The organism is Flavobacterium sp., assembly GCF_050696275.1.
Taxonomy (GTDB): Bacteria; Bacteroidota; Bacteroidia; order Flavobacteriales; family Flavobacteriaceae; genus Flavobacterium.
In genome coordinates this window covers 82764-101150 of the sequence record NZ_JBOGUT010000001.1, presented here as the reverse complement: position 1 = coordinate 101150, position 18387 = coordinate 82764, and the positions used below count along the sequence as shown (strand labels likewise).

Genomic DNA, 18387 nt, shown 5'->3' with positions numbered 1-18387 from the left:
ATCTATGAGAAAGTTTACATTCAAACCTCCAAAAATTGTAATGACATTATTTTTTCTATGTAGTCATTTTTTAATTTTTGCACAAACACCTACTATTGAACCTCGTTTTAAAACATTTCAGACAGGGACAGCATTTACTGCTATTGCTGTAGATCAAAATAAAAATGTTTGGGCAGGAACAGATCGGCAAGGGGTTTATTTTTTAAATCAGGACAGTCCTACCAATACTTTTACCTTAACCTCCTTAGGTACTGCACCCACCCTGGCTTCCTTAAGAATACAGACAATGGCTGCAGACAAATCCGGAGGCATCTGGGTTGGCCATGGCGGAATAAACACATCTAACGCCCAAGGAGGCGTTGAGAAAATAACCGTCGCTACAAATGCAGTACAACATTTATCTCCGGACAGAGACGCCAGAGGGTTTACTTTTTTACAAAGAGATGGTCTGGGTACTGCTAATGCTCAGCAAGTTGTGGTGGATCCTTTCAATAAAGTCTGGATTGCACATCGGTATCATGATTTAACATCGTCTCCTGATTATATTGTTACTCCGGGTACGTTTTCTTCCAGAATGGCGAATGCTGATGGTGATAAATTCAATGCTGTGAGTACCTGGCAGGATGTTCAGACAACAAATGTTGATCCTAATTTGCCTTACCCTGCTTTTACATACAATCCGACACCTTCGCAAACAGCACAGTCAAGAACCTGTAATGCTATATCTGCTGACAATGAGTCCATGTGGGTTAGTGTATTTCCTTATACAACACATATAAGCGAAGTATTTTTACCTTCCAGATTATTACAATATGAGTTAGATGGTACTTTTGTAAAGTCCTATAAGGTTCAAGATGCTAAATTTACTCTTGGAGGAAATTTCCATGGAGTATATGCTAATAATGCCAAAGGAGTCTGGGTAACAACAACTATTGTCAATAATGGTTTTTCCGTACTTAAAGAAGGAAGATGGTATAATATAACTTCAGCAGCTCTTATGCCACCGGGAACACGCTTCAATAGAGCGGCTATCTGGGGGGACAACTTCGGGAAAGTATATTTAGGGACGAATAACGGATTAATTGTTTATGACGGTATGGGACCGGTTAATTCTGCTGATTCTTACACACTTTATACAAAAACAGAATATACCTCTTACAGAAGTGTTCATGACCCGAATATGTTATCAAATGATATTCTTGCCGGAATAACCGAAGGCGAAGAAAGACCTTATTTTTCATGGATTGTGACCTCTTCAGGTATTATGAGAAGCTTTATTCCGCAAGGAGATGTTATGGTCTATCATATTAATGATAAAAACACTCCTTTCTATCAAACTTCAAACGGAAAGCAAAATTATATTCCGATTGCCGAATTGAAAGTAGCTGACGGATATTATCCAGGGGATGAAGACAAACCTGCTTTTGCTGCTGATGGTACGGAATCGAGTGTCATCAAGTACAAAACCGACCTGGCTGTAGAGTTTTATGAATATAACAGTAAATTTAGCTTTGAAATAAGAAAACAGAGCGGTTCTTTTCCTTCTGAAGTACCCGGAACCAATGAATACATTGATCGCTATGGTGAATTTATTTTAAAACCTCTTTCTTTTTATGGAAACAATGTAACTGCTGAAGATTTGGAATCTGTAGAATTCATATACAGGCACCCTAAATACATCAATCCTGACGATTTATCAAGCGGCAAAAATTATGCTGAATACGAATTGCTGATTTGGGACAAAACAGACGAATTGAATCCTCATATTATCTTTCAATACCCTATTAAACTTTCGTTACCACCCATTTTATTAGGACATGGAGTATGGACAGATGTAGGCTCCCTGGCAAAATTAGAAAGTTATCTTATGTCAAAAGGATATAGCGAATATGAGCTATTGAAAGTGTGGAGAAAAAATAAGGAAGACGCAGAACATCCTTTTGAAGCTGATGCCCTTGTTATTCCTAACGCGATAAATGAGTTGCGAAATAAAGCAATGGGCAGAAAAGTCTCTGCCGGCAAGGTAAATGTAATTGTACACAGTAGAGGTGGCTTGTATACACGTGCTTATATTGAAGGTATTTCTCCTCAAACCTATTACAAAGACGACATTAATTCCTTAATTACACTGAACACACCTCATTCAGGTTCTCATGCCGCAAATGCTGCCATGGACAAGCGGATTGCCATCCCAGGAATCAATATTCCAATAATGCTACCAATTCCATTATTGATTTCGCAAAATTTATCTGTAATTAATTTTAGTCTGACCGATCCCGTTCCTGTGAGCCAGTTTGTAAAACCTCTAGTCCCGGATGCAGATGAGGTAGACAATTGGGGAGCAAAAAACCTTATGGTTGAAAACGATGTACTTTCGGGTTCCTATAATCGTGAAACGGAATTTGTAAAAAATTTGAACAAACCTGAAAACTTGCAAAAATTAACCACTGCTCAAGTGCCTATACATGCAGTCGCAACCACTTTCGATTTGTGTCAATTAAGCCCAATTTTATGCAATGGTGAATCTAATTTTGATGTACCTATAGGCTTAAGAGGAAGCGCCTTTTGGTTGACATTAACTAAAGAATCTATAGAATTCCTTTTAGATCAGGGAGTCCAAAGCCTAAGTGATTTTGTTAAGTACCTGTACGGAAACCAAACCAATGACGTCGTAGTTCCCAGCAGTAGTATGAAGGCTGGGTTAAATTCGCAATTCATTAGTACTCTTTCTGGTGAAAATATTGCACATTCAAATATTACAATCAATCCTGGTGTAACAGAAAGCATACCTGTTCACGATAGGATTTATACCTTATTGAAACAAAATCCGAATGCATCCAATAGTAATTTTACCAAAAATGGTGTTACTCCTCCGGCATTAACCTATAATTTCCTGCCTAACCTTCCTCCTGCGTCTTCGAACAGACTAGATGCAGCTGATAATTCGGATAAAAAGATTGTTATCAATCCGGAATCATTTCCAACTCTAATGAATTCAGGTGATGCAGTTACTTTCAAAGTATATCAGGAAAATTTGGATAAAATCATGATTGCCTATCAGTATCCTGGAATTGAAGATATTTTTCTTTGCAGAAAAGTGACCGGTTTAGCTTTTGAGAACAATTTTACATTTAACATCCCTCAAGAGTTTTTTGGAAAATTTACTGTAACTGCTTATGGGTTCAGTGATGGTAAATTAGTTGCTAAACATATTGTAGAGCCTTCTTTTCCTGTGCAGTTACCACAAAGCATTACTTTACAAAGCATCAGGTTTTCTAAATCTGAAGAAACAATACCGGAACAGAGTCAGTATATTTTTGAATTACTAGGAATGTACAGCGATGGTATTGAACGTAGAATAAATGATTTAAATGGTGTTGTATTTACAATAGGCGATCAAAGTATTCTGCAGCAAATAAACAGCAAGATAATAAAAGGTCTTATTCCTGGAGAATCCACTTTTAAAGCTACTTTAGGCAGTCTTAATACTACAATTAGCATATATGTAGAAGAAAATCCATCTTTAAGACAAAGCATCATTACCGATTTTTATGGTCAATATGATACTCCAACAAGCCCGATACATCTAAAATGGAATACCTACCACGAATACCGGTCTAAACACTTTACTTTAGAAAGAAGTGAAAATAACGATCAGAATTTTGTGGAAATTAACCAGCAATTAGGCCGAGGTACCTATTATAATCCTACCAACTATACTTTTACAGACAATACGGCTTTAGAGCATGTTTTTTATCGTTTGAAATTATACAATCTTGATGATGAATTAGTTTACAATCAAATAATTGAGATAAACAGAGCCGTCTTATCTAACGGAACACATCAAATGGCAGCACCTAAATTAGAGCTTGTTCCTAATCCGTTAACAACGTATACCGGCAGTTTGCTGGTACAGGATTTACCGTTGGATAATGAAGCTGTCCTTACCATTTATGATATTAACGGCAAAATGGTTTGCAGTAAAAAATGTACTATTGTAAACGGTGATCAAAAAATAGCTTTTGAAATCCCAACCGGAGCTAAAAATGGAATTTATCTTGTTCAGTTAAAAACAAAGAGCTTTAGTAAAACTGTAAAATTATTGCTCAACTTATAACATCATTAACTATAAAAAAAGCTGCCAATGGCAGCTTTTTTCTTTTTTCAATCTTTTTACTTTAAAATTTCTTCTAAAACATTACTTTCCGTTCCATTAGGGAAAGCTACTTTTATTTTTTGCGCAATTGTTGGTGCAATTTGTGTAATTGCTTTCTTATCGTGAGATTCTCCTTTTTTAATTTCCCATCCATAAAAAAGACAAGGAACGTGTGTATCGTAACTAAAAGGAGTTCCATGAGAAGTTCCTGTTGCTCCATACTCAATATAGGCCGGCTTATCTAATATAACTAAATCTCCATTTTGAGTTGCATCGTATCCTTTTGCAATGAAATTCAAATAATAATCATTTCCTGAATTGGCAAGAATTTCTTCTTCTGTATAAACTCTTTTAACCTGTTCCTGAGTCATTAGGTATTCTTTGAAACTCTGCTTCACTTTATTCATTTCCAAACCATTGGTTTTCATAATTGCTCTATTGAAAAACAAATTATAGTTTCCATAATCCAAAACCAAGTCAGCCCCAAATGTATCCGTAGAAAACTTTCTCAATCCTTTTTCAATATCAGAAGGCAAGATATTTTTTACATTGTATTTGTTGTCTTTTAAGAAAGTAGCGTTTTCAGCACCAGCATGATCGGCAGTTAAAAATAACAGATAGTTTCCTGCTCCAACATTCGTATCAAGGTAAGTTAAGAAATCAGCAATAGTTAAATCAAGACGCAGGTAAGTATCCTGTAATTCTATCGAACGAGGTCCCTGACCATGTCCAACATAATCTGTAGACGAAAAACTCACAGTTAAAAAATCAGTAATTTCATCTTTTCCTAATGCTTCTTTTTCAATCGCTTTTTTAGCAAAATCTTCCAGCAAATCATTTCCATAAGGCAATAAACGAATAATTCCTGCATCTGCTTTTGCAAACATTTCTTTTAAATTATAAGGAAAAACAGGTTTAACCCCATTCACTTTACTTTCATACGGATTATCATCAGCAAGACTTTCGTTATAAACTGAAATCGGTTTCAACAGATCCCATCCTTTATCGATGTAAGTCATATAATGTTTTTCACTATTGTATTGAGTAACCCAATCCGGTAATTTCACACCATAAAATGTACTTGAAACAAAAGCTCCTGTTTTACTGTACCAAAATGCCCAATTCGCAAAATGTCCAGCCGGTAGAATAGCACCACGATCTTTAAGGCTCATCCCGATAACTTTCCCTTTAAAATTAGTTGCAAGTCGAAGTTCATCAGTAATTGTAGTAGTTAACAGGTTTTTAGGCGACATTTTTCCTTCTGCTTCAGATCCATCACCAATCGTAGTTACTGATGCATCGTCTGTACAATACATTTCTTTGCCTAAACTACGGCTAAACCATTCGTTACCAACAATTCCATGTGTTTCAGGTGTTGTTCCTGTATAAATTGAAGCATGCCCCGGAGCAGTATACGTTGGCATGTAGTTGTAATGCATGTTATGAAAGGTATAACCATTGTTCATCAACCTTTTGAAACCATTAGCTGAAAAATCATCTGAAAAACGATATAGGTACTCCATTTTCATTTGATCAACCACAATTCCTACAACTAATTTTGGGCGTTTCTCCTGAGCAATACCTGCAAAAGAAACAACAACACTTAGTAGAATAATTATTTTTCTCATTTTTATTTAATTTTGGCAAAAATACGTAATTGCCGTTGTAATTAAAAAAGTCCCAGATTAAAAGGACTTTTATTTTTTAAAGAATTTTGTTTATAGTAATGAGGCTACTTCTTTCGTTGCAGCTTCAAATTCAGCAATCATATCGTTTACAATGTTTTCCACTGGTTTTATGTCGTGAATTAAGCCTGCAATTTGTCCTATTTCGAGTTCTCCTTCCACTAAATCACCTTCAAACATTCCTCTTTTAGCACGGGCTCTGCCTAACAACGTTTTTAACTCATCAGTTGTGGGACATTTTGCATATAATTCCTGAACATCGTTGTAAAACTTATTTTTAATCAATCGGACCGGAGCCAGTTCTTTTAAAGTCAAATGCGTTCCGCCTTCTTCTAACTCTACAATTGTTTGTTTGAAATTGCTGTGTGATGAACTTTCCGTTGAAGCCGCAAATCTTGAGCCTACCTGTACACCGTCTGCACCAAGAACCATGGCAGCAAGCATACCTCTTCCTGTTGCAATTCCACCGGCAGCAATTAACGGAATTGAAATTTGTTCTCTTACCATAGGAATCAGCGTTAATGTTGTCGTTTCTTCACGACCATTGTGTCCACCTGCTTCAAAACCTTCGGCTACGACCGCATCAACACCAGCCTCTTGTGCTTTCAATGCAAATTTGGAACTGCTCACTACATGCACTACAGTAATTCCTTTTTCTTTCAGGAAAGAAGTCCACGTTTTTGGATTTCCAGCCGAAGTAAATACAATTTTGACTCCTTCTTCGACAATAATCTGCATGATTTCCTCTATATTTGGATACAGCATCGGTACATTTACTCCAAAAGGCTTATCTGTTGCTTTTTTACATTTTTGAATATGATTCCGCAGCACATCAGGGTACATTGATCCTGCTCCTATTAAGCCTAAACCACCTGCATTACTTACTGCGCTTGCTAATTTGTAACCACTGTTCCAAATCATTCCACCTTGAACAATTGGATATTTAATATTGAAAAGAGATGTTATTTTATTCATTGAAATACGTATCCGGTTTGTTGAATAATCGGATTTTTAAATTAATTTTTGATGATTTTTCCATTTCGCTTTCCTCCTGCCGAAGCAATCGTATAATAATAAATACCGCTGCTTAAATTTTGTAAAGAAATGTTCTGAATTGTATTATTGATATTTTGACTGAAAATAATTTGTCCTAAATTATTATGAAAAACAATTTCGGCACCGACACTGGCAGTAGGAATTGAAATAGTTACAAAATCATATGTTGGATTTGGATACAAATTGAATTTTTCTTCTGAATGACTGGAAACCGATAAAACAGCGTTGAGTGCCTTTTGAAAGTCAGGTATCCCATAACCATAATTGTTATCCGGTGTAGTAAACCTATCTGCTGATTCTTTTACCAATTGAATTATCTCCGAATTTGTTTTTGCCGGAAAAGCAGACCAAAATGACGTTATTGCTCCTGCTAAAATAGGACTGGCGAACGAAGTCCCATTATTTGTACCAATTGTACCTGTTTGTGTTGCCACGACTGAAGCAACTCCCATAGCCATTACATCAGGTTTAATCCGACCGTCAAAAGAAGGGCCTATTGAACTGAAATTTGCTTTCACTTCAGCTGCATTTACTGCACCTACAGAAAAACTTAGGGCAGAATCCGATGGAACTGAAATATGTGGATTGGCTGAAGTTCCTGAATTACCAGCAGAAGTGACGCAAATCATTCCACGGGTAAAAGCAATATCCGCAGCACGTGAAATAAATGACGTTGTTCCATTCATATCGGCATAATCATAACTATAATTCGGATTATCATAAATAAAATATCCCAAGGACGTGTTTATGACATCTACACCTAAATTATCAGCCATTTCGGCAGCTTCAACCCAATTACTTTCTTCTAATGGGCTTTCGCTACCTACATCTTCAGTAATAAATAAATAATACTGAGCATCTGGTGCTGTTCCAACTAATTGTCCGCTTACATAACCTCCCATATCGGACAATACTTGTGTTCCATGTTGATACCCTGTATATGGATTTGCCGAATCATTTACAAAATCATATCCGCCTAATATCAATCCGTTATCTCGTAACCGCTGAAATGGAGCCGTAGTGTTTACTCCCGGAAATCCGGCATCCATAATCGCAATGATTTTTCCTGCGCCCGTATGGTCTTGCTGGTGCAAAATATGTCCGTTTAGCATTTGAATCTGATTGGAAGAAGTTCCATAATCATAATTAACCTGAATGTCCAGAAATTTGTTCGAAACTTTAATATTTCCTCCTTTGATTGCTTTGCGTCCGCCCGGATTTAGGGAGTGATTAGCATATTGAATATGATCAACAAAAGACAAAGCGGTTAAAGCACTGATATCTGTTTGAGTTCCCCTGATATGCAAAGCATTAAGCCATTTTGACTTAGTCAAAACAACAATTCCGGCCGAAGCGGTAATCTGATCTATATAAGGCTGATGCAAAGGCACATCTTTGATATCCAGAGCAATGTTTTGAGCTGTCCTTCTGTCTAATGCTCTTTGAGAAAGCATTTGCAGTGGGTTATCATAATAATATTGAGCATTTGGTTTTGCATTAAAGAATATCCACGCATCTTCTTGTGAAAATGAGGTTATCGAAATCAAACCGAATATAAGCAGTAGTATTCTTTTCATTGCCCGTAAGTTTGGAATACTCCAAAGATACATAAAGCGAATTAAAAACTAAAATTTTATGAGATTACACCTGAACCAATTAACTCATCATCAATATGCCAAGATACAAATTGCCCTTGAGTAATTGCTGACTGTGGAGCATCGAATTCAACGTACATTCCATTTTCAAATTGATGTAATGTCGCTTTTTGTAGTTCCTGACGGTAACGAATACGTGCCATTACTTCCCTTTTTTGACCATTGGTTAAAGCCAAATCAGGACGAATCCAGTGAATTTCATCCTTAGCTACAAATAATGCTTTTTTAAATAATCCCGGGTGATTGTGGCCTTGACCGGTATAAATAGTATTGGTTTCCACATCAGTAGCAATAATAAATAAAGCTTCTTTTGTACCTCCGACATTTAGTCCTTTTCGTTGCCCAATCGTAAAATAGTGTGCACCCGGATGCTTCCCGACAACTTTAGCAACTTCTGGAGTATAGTGGATATTTGTCGCTTCAAACGCTAATTTTTCTTCAATAGAATCAAAATTGATTGCTTTTTGACTGTAAATTTCATTATTGGCATCCACCTCAAAAATCAAACCGTCTTTGGGTTGCAGCTGTTGTTGTAAAAATTCAGGCAGACGAACTTTTCCTATAAAGCACAATCCTTGAGAATCTTTCTTTTCAGCAGTAATTAATTCCATTTTTGCAGCAATTTCACGCACTTGAGGTTTTGTCAATTCACCAATAGGGAATAATGATTTAGCCAATTGATCCTGAGATAATTGACATAAAAAATACGACTGATCCTTATTATCATCAACACCGGCAAGTAACTGATATACGGGTTTTCCTTCTACTTCAATTTCACCTTTGCGGCAATAGTGTCCGGTCGCTACATAATCAGCACCCAATGAAAGTGCAATTTTCATAAAAACATCAAACTTGATCTCCCGGTTACACAAGACATCAGGATTTGGTGTACGTCCTTTTTCATATTCGCTGAACATATAGTCCACAATTTTTTCTTTGTATTGCTCACTTAAGTCAACCGTTTGGAAAGGAATGTCTAATTTCTGAGCTACCAGAAGTGCATCATTACTATCTTCCAACCAAGGACATTCGTTAGAGATGGTAACAGAGTCGTCATGCCAGTTTTTCATAAAAAGGCCAATAACTTCATAGCCTTGCTCCTTTAGTAAATAAGCAGCAACACTAGAATCAACACCTCCTGAAAGACCAACAACTACACGCTTCATAATAAATTGAATTTAAGAGTGCAAAGGTAGAAATATTTATTCTTACAATTTCAAATCAAAAACAAAAGCCACCATAATATGGTGGCTTTTAACAAAAGTTTAGATAAAAATAGTTACTCTTTGATCACTTTAATCATTTTTGAGACGTCTCCAGAGGATACTTTCAAGAAGTAAACTCCATCGGCTAATCCTGACATATCTATTTCTTCTTTATTGGCATTTAATTTTTTCGTAAAAATCTGTTTTCCAACAATATTATAAATGATAACATTTGTCAATTTCTCAGAATAAGACAATTTTAAGATATTCTCAACAACAGGGTTTGGATAATAAGTCAGAGAGTTTAAATTAAATTCTTCATTTCCTAAGAAAGTTTGTACAGTAATAGCTACACTTGCTGTACTTTGACAACCTGCAATCGTTTGAGTTGCATAATAAGTAGTGTTATTTGTCACTACCGTAGAATTAGGCAACGGATTTATTGCTGATGCAGCGTCAGAAGCTGAAGCATACCAAATAATACCTGTTCCGACTACAACAATGTCAGCCAATGTTTGTGTAGAAGCCAGTGATTGTGGAGATACTCCCGTAGGTGCCACTGAATTAATGGCAAATATAAATGGGTCACTCGCACATCCGAATGTTCCTGCATTATAATCTGAAACAATTAAAGTATGTGTTCCTTGACTTAACACTCCTATAGTAGGTCCAAAATTAGATCCATCGATACTGTAATAAGGAGTATTAGGCACATTTAGCAATATTGGCGTTACAATAGTAGGTCCACATGGAATATTTGCTGTAACTCCTGTAATAACTCCTTTAATTGGAATAGTCACTGTGATATCTGTTGAAGATGTTGCATTACCGCATCGATCCTGAACACTTATTCTGTAAACTCCACTGGAATTAATAGTGAAAGTACTGGAAGCATTATAAACTCCAAAAGTCGTACAACCGGCACCATTACACATTGCGTAAGTATAAGGACCTCCATTACCTCCTCCTCCAAATCCGGCTATGGTAGCTGATCCGGAACAATCTAATGCAGTACTCGTAGTTATGGTTGGTGTTGCTGCTAAACTTCCTAAAACAATATTCGCTGAATCAGTATTTGTTCCACAGGCATCAATTGCTCTTACAATGTAAGTTCCAGCTGCCAATCCTGTAAAAATTGTACTGGCCTGCGGACCTGTAATTACTGTCATCGTTGGCTGATTCACCAAAGTATAAGTAATTGGTAATGAACCTCCTGTTGAAGACCCTATGATAACACCGTTACTTCCACTTGTACAAGATCCTGTTGCAGTTCCGGCAGAAGTAAGCGCCGTTACAGCAGAAGTAACTGTTGCTGAAACACTTCCAATCACACCACATCTGTCAATAATTCTAACTGTATAAGTAGCTGCGGCAACGTTATTGAATACCGGACTTGCCTGCGGACCAGCAATCAGTACTGTATTTCCTGAGTCATACAAAGCATAACTGAATGTTCCTCCGGCTAAAGTAGCCCCGGTTCCTGGAGTTGCCGTTATTCTTCCCGTAGAACCAGCTGCGCACGAGGCAATTGTTGCAGCAGTAACTGTAGGAATTGCCGAAGCCGGGAATAACAATGCAACTGCTGAAGTCGTAATATTACCACAAGCATCTGTAACACGAACAAAATAACCGGTTGCGTTTGCCGCTATTCCATTAAATGTTGTTGCTGTTTGCGGACCTGCCACAACTGCTGCCGAAACGGCATCAATTAAAGTATAAGAATAAGGGGCTAATCCTCCTGTTGCAGCTGTCGTCACCTTAATAACTCCCGTATTACTGCTTGCACAAGAAGCTGTCGTAGCACTTATTACCGCATTAGCAAGGGCTGCCGGAGCATTAATTGCAACAGTTACTGTTGATGTATTTCCGCAAACATCAGTTACACGTAACGTATGTGTTGGAGCTCCTGCTATAGGTACCACTAAAGGAAATATATTGCTTGCTTGCGGAGCTACAATTTGTGTTGTATTAGTAGCATCATATAGAGCAAAAGTATAAGGCCCTCCACCACTACCTGCAGGAATTGGTCCTCCTGGAGTAAAATTCTGTGGATTAGTCACAATAATTTGAGCATTATAATTAGAGCCACTGCAAGATACTACTGATCCTCCGGCTGCAGGAGTAAAAGCTCCCGCTGAAGTGATTGTAGTCGTAGTAGTACCTGTTAAACCACACTGGTCTGTAATTTGTACTGTATAAGCTCCTGCCTGTAATCCTGTAAAAATTGGTGACAACTGGTTTGGTCTTATAGTTGGCGAAGGAGCAATTAAAGCAAACTGGTAAACACCACCTTGATTGGCCGTAGTCGATAAACAAGTGATTGTACCGCTGCTTATAGCACAACTGGATGAATTAGTCACTGATAACGTTGGTGCAGTTGCAGTACCAATTACTAAAGGTGCTCCTATTGTAACTTGTGTACCACAAGCATCTGTAATCATTACTGTATAGCTTCCTGCTGGCAGATTATTAAAGATTCGGCTTGATTGCTGGGCTACAATAAGAGTTGATGGAGCTGCTAATTCATACATATAAGGCGCTAACCCGGTAGTAGGCTGAGCCACGGTAATTTGCCCTGTTGACAAAGCTCCGCATGAAGATACTACTGCAGACCCTGCCGGGAAGGCTAATACGGTTGGCGCACCAACTGAAACTACTCCGGTAACTGGTACACCACAACCATCATACATTCTTACTGTATAAGATCCTTGATTTAACCCGGTAAATATTGTGCTGGTAGAGTTAGCTACATTACTTCCTTGAACAGGTCGTATCGCTCCACCCGGACTAATCAGTTCAAATGTAAATGGGCCAATACTACTGGCATTCGGAGCCACAGTAATAGTTCCCTTAGCTGAAGCAGCACAACTAGCAACTACAGTAGTTGCAAATGAAGGTGCTGAAGCGGCATTAATTGTAACAGCAGCTGTTACCTGCACACCACAGGCATCTGTAAGACGAACAGTATAGGCACCCGGAGGTAAATTCTCAAATAAATTACTCGCTTGGGCAGGTCTTAATGCAGGTGATGGAGCAATCAATTCAAAAGTGTATGGAGAACCTCCTCCAGCAGCAGAAATCTGAGCCTCCAATGAACCTGTGGATCCATTTGGACATGAAGGAGTTGTAAAAGCCGTTCCGAATGTAGGTGCAGCCGCTGTTCCAACTGAAACATTTGATGTTCCTATGTTACCACAAGCATCTTTCACAGCTACAGTATATACTCCTGGAAATAAATTTTCAAAAACAGAACTGTTCTGGAATGGTCTGCTGATAGGTGAAGGTGAAATTAAAGCATATTGAAAAACTCCAGGTGACCCATTTCCACTCAAACCTGTTGCTGCTGTTGCTGTTACATTTAGTGTTCCGGTAGCATTGTTTGCACAAGAAGCACTGGCAATTGCTGTTGCTATAGGCGCGGTACTTGGAGACACTGTAAAAGTTGCTCTCCTCTTTTTACCACAACCATCACTAGCCTCCAAAGTATATACTCCTGGTAATAAATTATTAAAAGTATAATAATAATTTGCTGTAACCGGATCTCTCAAAACTGTAGGCTGTGGCGCTACCAATACAGGTGAACTGTTAACCAGTGCCAATGTGTAGGGAGGAGTCGTACCATTAACCATAAAAGTACCAGTTCCAGTAGGTAAACCTGCGCAGGAAGACTGAATATTCTGAATGGTTAGACCTATTGTAGAATTTGTAGCAATTTGTGTCAAAGTCACTGTATTTGTAGCTGCTTTTCCGCAAGCATCAGTTACTTTGATGGTATAACCTCCCGGCTGTAATGCAGTAAAAACATTAGAAGATTGCGAAGGCCGTATCATAGGTGATGGAGAAACAAGCTCATAGGTATAAGGTGGCGTTCCCCCTGTAACTCCCGGAGTTGTTGCTCCAATTTCAGTAACAGTAATTGTCCCTCCATTACTGTCTGAACAAGATGGAGTTAATAAAATCCCTGCCGTATTTACAGTTGGTGGAGAATCATTAAAGACTACTTTTTTTCTGATATCCGACTTACAGCCATTATTATCTGTAGCAGTAAGAGTCGCATAATAGGTACCTTGAGTGGCATAGGTATGGCTTGGACTTGTTGCTGTTGAAGTCAATCCGTCACCAAAATTCCACAAATATGTATTAGGCAAAAAGGTAGAAGCCGAACTATTTGTAAATGTAAAAGCCCCTGCACATGCTGAAGAATTCGTAATGGCAAAATTAGGCTTATTATCGAAAATTCCCGGTGAAGAGTTCAGATTAGGACTCTCAGGATTATCCGTAAATTGTATACTGAACAATAAGGGAGTGGTGTTACTGAACTGGTCAACTATAATTACATACCAGTTTCCACTTACTACATCCACTCCAGGGTTAAATTGGGTTGCCACATAATTAGGACTGGCCATACCCGTTCCTCCTGGAATTCCAAAAACAGTTGCTGTCCCTGCAAAATTACAGCTTAATTGTGTTTTTGCATCACAATTTGCTACTCCAGGCGCACCTGATAAAGCAAATAAACTCCAGTCGAAATCTGAATTACTGGGTAAACCATCCGGAGTGAATGGCCGAATCACAAAGTTGAGCTTACCATTGGCTTTAGCCTGAAAAGCTACCCAAATACTGTTGTGCTCAATTCCACCACAGGCAAGTTGTTCTAATTTGGAACCAACTCCGCTTGGATTAAACGATTGAGTATTTCCGCAGACAACCACAGCGCTTGAGCAATCAGACTGTGACCATCCATTGGAAAACATCAATGTCATCAAAAATGCAAAAAAGACATTTTTGGAAAAAGTAATTGATTGTTTCATAGATTTTTTCTTACTAATTTAGCAAAAGAAAATCATACAATCATAAGATTTTATTAAAAATAATATTAAAAATACTATTTTTTAACTTTTAAGCTTGGTTTTCCGTAACCATTTATGGTATCTGCGTTCATTTCTCTAACTAATTTGCCTTTCTCAAAATATTGCCAGATTCCCTTCTTTTTGTCATTTTTAAATTTACCGCTAATAACAATATTTCCAGCATCATCGTAGACTTTATAAGGTCCTTCCATCAATCCTTTGACAAAAGTGGATTCTTCGATAAGCTTACCTTCCTGATTGAATTTTTTTGCTAAACCGTCCTTTAAGTTATTCTTATACAGGATTTCTTCACCCAAAACTCCATTCGAATAAAACACTTTTCTGACACCTTCTATTTTATCATCAACATAATTTTCGGTTGACATGACAGTCTTGGCATTTTTATGGTAATACTTCCATAAACCCTGACGAAGTTTATTTACAATATTTCCTTCGCTTACCTTGTTCTTCTTTTCATCATAAAAAATAGTATATGCCTTCCCTTTGCCATCAAACTCTCTTGTAGCCATGACAATTTTCTTATCACTGTTTGCGTAATAAGTAAACACCCCTATTTCCTTACCGTGGTTGAACTTTCCTTCATAACGAAGCAGTTTAGAATCATCATAGTGTCCATTCCACAATCCGTGACGTTCCCCTTTGGAGTCTAACTGATTTAACTTTTCCTGAGCACTTACGGCAAAAGACATAATCATTATACACAATATAACCAACTGTTTATTTATCATCGTTTTATTACTTTCTTAATTATATAACTTCAATTTCTGTTTTAAATTGCATTCTTATTTCTGTCCAAAGTTACTATTTAGAAATAATAAATAATTCTTTATTAACAAACTATTGACGGATTCTGCCAAAAATGACATCCAGAAAGATGTTCAGTATTTACAGAATATATTTCACATTTACTATTCTTAAGCACCTAATTCTATAGCTCGTTGATTTGCACTACACATAGCCTGAGCAATTATTTTATCCAATTCATGAGTATCAAAAACCTTGAGTGCACTTTCTGTAGTTCCTCCTTTTGAAGCTACTTTTACAATCAGTTCTTCATTAGATAAATTACTCGCACTTTGCAAATTAATTGCCCCGAGAAAAGTCTGGTGTACTAAAACTTCGGCTTCAGAGGATGAAAAACCAAACTCTTCAGCCGCTTTAATCATTGCGTTCATAAAATAAAACACATAAGCCGGTCCACTTCCTGACACGGCTGTCGCAGGATTTATTAAAGATTCGTTCTCTGCATAAATTGATTTTCCTGTGGTGTTGATTAAATTCTGAATGATAAACAAATCCTTTCTATCAGTTTCAACTGAAGCTGAAAAGACAGTCATCCCCAACCCTATCTGCGTACTTAGATTTGGCATAGAACGAATTACTTTTTCTACCTGAAGTTTTTCTTTAATTTTTTCAATAGATACTCCTGCCATAACAGACAATACCACCTGTTCTGAAGATATCAGACCTTTCAATCCTTTAGCGACTTCCTCAAAATCCTGAGGTTTTGTGGCTAGAATTAAAATGTCAACTTCAGCAATTTTTGAAGAAGCTGTATGCTGAAAATTTCCCATCGGAATTCCGAAAGTCATTTCGGGTGTGGGCAATGTTCTTGTTATAACCTGAATGTCATCATTTTTAATGAATCTTGACTTGATAAAACTACTGGCAAATGTTTTGCCTAAATTTCCAAAACCGATAATAGCAATTTTCATACTAACTTCTTTTAAAATTAAACAAATAAAAAATCCCTGTTTCAACTCTTTCACAAGAATCAAAACAGGGATTGTATTTTTTTAGGAATATTATTCTAACTATTTATTCCCTTTCGCTTTTTTCTGCTCTTCAGCCTGTTCCATAGCTTGTTGTAATTTTTGCTGGAACTTTCCGGGTTTTTTAGGTTCTTTTAATTTATTTTCCTGAATCTTAGCATGAATCTTATCGCTATCTACGATATAATTCTTGATAACAAACATAATACCGATTGTAATTAAGTTTGAAATAAAGTTATACAAACTCAATCCTGAACCATAGCTGTTAAAGAATATTAACATCATGATTGGCGAAATATAAATCATCATTTTCATGATTTTACCCATATCCGGCATACCTTCTTGCTGTGGCGCTGCCATTTGCTGATCTCCTGTCGTCATTCTCATATAGAAGAAAATAGCGATAGCAGCAAGAATTGGAAACAAACTTACGTGGTCTCCATACAATGGAATATTGAACGGCAATTTAAATATCTGATCAAAAGAAGACAAATCATCAGCCCAAAGGAAGCTTTTTTGTCTTAATTCAAAAGCAGAAGGGAAAAACTGGAATGAAGCATACATAAATGGTATTTGTATCAGTGCCGGTATACAACCCGCCATTGGATTTACACCTGCTTTATTATACAACTTCATTGTTTCCTGTTGTTTCTTCATTGGATCTTTAGAAAATTTCTCATTCAGTTCCGTAATCTCAGGACGCAGCACTTTCATCTTTGCCTGAGATAAAAATGACTTATATGTAATTGGAGACATGGCCAATTTTATAATTATTGTAAAAATTATAATAGCAATACCATAAGAAATATAAGAACTTAAAAAGTCAAATAAAGGGCTGAAGATAAACTTATTAATCCATCCGAAAATTCCCCATCCTAAAGGAATTATTTTGTCAAGGTCTTTGTCGTATTTCTTTAAAGTGGTGTAATCTGTTGGCCCGAAATACCAATTCATTTTATAGTCAATCTCTCCATTATTAAATGCCAATGGAACATTTGCTTTAAATTGTTTGGTAAAAACGGTGTCAATTTTTTCGTCATTTACTAAATTATCCGAGTGCAATTTTGAAGTAGTAAATGGTTTATCAGTTAATAAGATTGAAGAAAAGAAATGTTGTTTAAAAGCAATAAAACTTACTTTTTCAGGAGTCTCTTCACTATCTTTCCCAAGACCTACATTATTAATTTTCCCATCTTCATATTCATAACGGATGTCAGCATATCTGTTTTCATAAGAAATACTTTTCTCGTTTCTGTATGATTTTAAGCTCCATTCCAAATCCAATGGTTTTGAAGTGTTTAATGCTTTTTTCAACCCTTGTGACTGAAGGTCAAAACCAACCATATAATCGTTTGGCTTTAGAATATATTTATATTCCAAAAACTCATTTGGTCCTGCTTTAAGCTTCATTGAAAGCACTTGATCTTCTCCTGCTTTTGACAAAGTAGGCTCAAAAAACAAGTCTTTGGTATTCAAAACTCTGTTATCCTGAGTTTGAAGCTGGATATTTAAATTGGAATTGTTATCTTTTATCAGTGCAACGAGCTGCCCTGAATCTTTAGAAAACTTTTTAAATCTCTTAAGAGTAACTTCAGTAATATATCCTCCTTTATTCGCAACTTTAATCGATAGCAATTCGTTTTCAAGCGTTGTAAATTCGGCTTTTGCTGATGGCAAAGTCGCAGAATAAGCAAAATTTCCTAATGATGATTGCAGTTTGGCAACCTGTGCCGAATCAACAGCTACATTATCTGCAGCAGGAGCGGCAACCGTAGTAACTTCTGCTTTTTTAGCTTTTTCAACTTGTTCCTGTTTGGCTTTTTTAGCATCAATTTCAGCTTGAGTTGGCTGGTTGTTGTACATGATCCACATCATGATACCAAAAATTAATACAAAACCAATAATTGAGGTAAGATCTAATTTCTTTTTTTCCATTTAATTACAATTTTGCTTTAAGCATTAGGCTTTAAGCGTAAGCATTCTGTTA

At 36.9% G+C, this 18387-nt stretch carries 9 protein-coding genes; 1 reads left to right on the top strand and 8 read right to left on the bottom strand.

Annotated features, from left to right (window positions below; genetic code table 11):
• The first annotated feature begins 4 nt into the window (after positions 1–4).
• Positions 5–4117 carry a T9SS type A sorting domain-containing protein gene (locus ACRDEC_RS00475; protein ID WP_431496368.1) on the top strand — a complete coding sequence of 1371 codons (4113 nt, stop codon included), beginning with the start codon at positions 5–7 and terminating at the stop codon, positions 4115–4117.
• A gap of 56 nt (positions 4118–4173) precedes the next feature.
• Here ACRDEC_RS00475 and pafA read toward each other — a convergent pair whose 3' ends face one another.
• From pafA to yidC, 8 genes are all read right to left on the bottom strand, one after another.
• Complete coding sequence (gene pafA, locus ACRDEC_RS00470; RefSeq protein ID WP_431496367.1) at positions 4174–5784, bottom strand: alkaline phosphatase PafA; 1611 nt, start codon at positions 5782–5784, stop codon at positions 4174–4176.
• A gap of 90 nt (positions 5785–5874) precedes the next feature.
• A complete protein-coding gene (locus ACRDEC_RS00465) occupies positions 5875–6816 on the bottom strand; it encodes an NAD(P)H-dependent flavin oxidoreductase (RefSeq protein WP_431496366.1) in 942 nt (313 codons plus the stop codon).
• Positions 6817–6857: 41 nt separating this feature from the next.
• A complete protein-coding gene (locus ACRDEC_RS00460) occupies positions 6858–8474 on the bottom strand; it encodes a S8 family serine peptidase (protein ID WP_431496365.1) in 1617 nt (538 codons plus the stop codon).
• A gap of 56 nt (positions 8475–8530) precedes the next feature.
• Positions 8531–9718, bottom strand: a complete 1188-nt coding sequence (mnmA, locus tag ACRDEC_RS00455; RefSeq protein ID WP_431496364.1) for a tRNA 2-thiouridine(34) synthase MnmA — start codon at positions 9716–9718, stop codon at positions 8531–8533.
• 113 nt (positions 9719–9831) lie between these two features.
• Positions 9832–14568, bottom strand: coding sequence for a T9SS type A sorting domain-containing protein (locus ACRDEC_RS00450; protein ID WP_431496363.1), 4737 nt, complete (start codon positions 14566–14568; stop codon positions 9832–9834).
• Between the two features lie 74 nt (positions 14569–14642).
• Positions 14643–15356 carry a toxin-antitoxin system YwqK family antitoxin gene (locus ACRDEC_RS00445; RefSeq protein ID WP_431496362.1) on the bottom strand — a complete coding sequence of 238 codons (714 nt, stop codon included), beginning with the start codon at positions 15354–15356 and terminating at the stop codon, positions 14643–14645.
• A 186-nt stretch (positions 15357–15542) separates the two neighbouring features.
• Positions 15543–16343, bottom strand: coding sequence for a pyrroline-5-carboxylate reductase (gene proC, locus ACRDEC_RS00440; protein WP_431496361.1), 801 nt, complete (start codon positions 16341–16343; stop codon positions 15543–15545).
• 99 nt (positions 16344–16442) lie between these two features.
• A complete protein-coding gene (gene yidC, locus ACRDEC_RS00435; protein ID WP_431496360.1) occupies positions 16443–18335 on the bottom strand; it encodes a membrane protein insertase YidC in 1893 nt (630 codons plus the stop codon).
• Positions 18336–18387 lie beyond the last annotated feature (52 nt).